Source organism: Bacillus sp. 05T31, from assembly GCF_056396725.1.
This window is the reverse complement of sequence record NZ_JBFTMA010001452.1, coordinates 1-402: the sequence shown is the minus strand read 5'-3', so window position 1 is coordinate 402 and position 402 is coordinate 1. Positions and strand designations below refer to the sequence as shown.

At 34.8% G+C, this 402-nt stretch carries 1 protein-coding gene; it reads right to left on the bottom strand.

Going from position 1 to position 402, the window contains the following annotated elements:
- Positions 1-401, bottom strand: a 401-nt coding sequence (locus tag AC1DJR_RS33785) for a DUF1963 domain-containing protein (protein ID WP_477004650.1), incomplete at its 3' end; no start/stop codon positions are given.
- Position 402 lies beyond the last annotated feature (1 nt).

The following is a 402-nucleotide window of genomic DNA, read 5'->3' as shown; positions in this document are numbered from 1 at the left end:
GCCTCATCTTCAATGAAAAGCTCCGGTAATTTATACGTCAGTTCAAAAGTAATTGCACACTGGTTATATTTCGCTTGTATTTCATCTGCTCTACGTAATTGCTCTACAGGGATATCATAATAAAGTACACGTCCAGCTTCGGTTGGATCCACATCTTCTTCAAAGTAATTTTCAATACTAAAGAAATATAACATCCCTGTCTTAGGAAGATTATGATCCATACCAACGTTTTGTAAATCACTTAAATTAAATTGTGCGATAAAACGTAACGGATTCTCTTTGTATGTTGGATATTCAAATGTATTTGGCAAATCAGGAACTCCGCCCATTTTCGAACTGCCTATCGCAATTATTTCCTGTTGTTTTGGCACARCTTTTAYACAAGGAAATACAGTATTAATA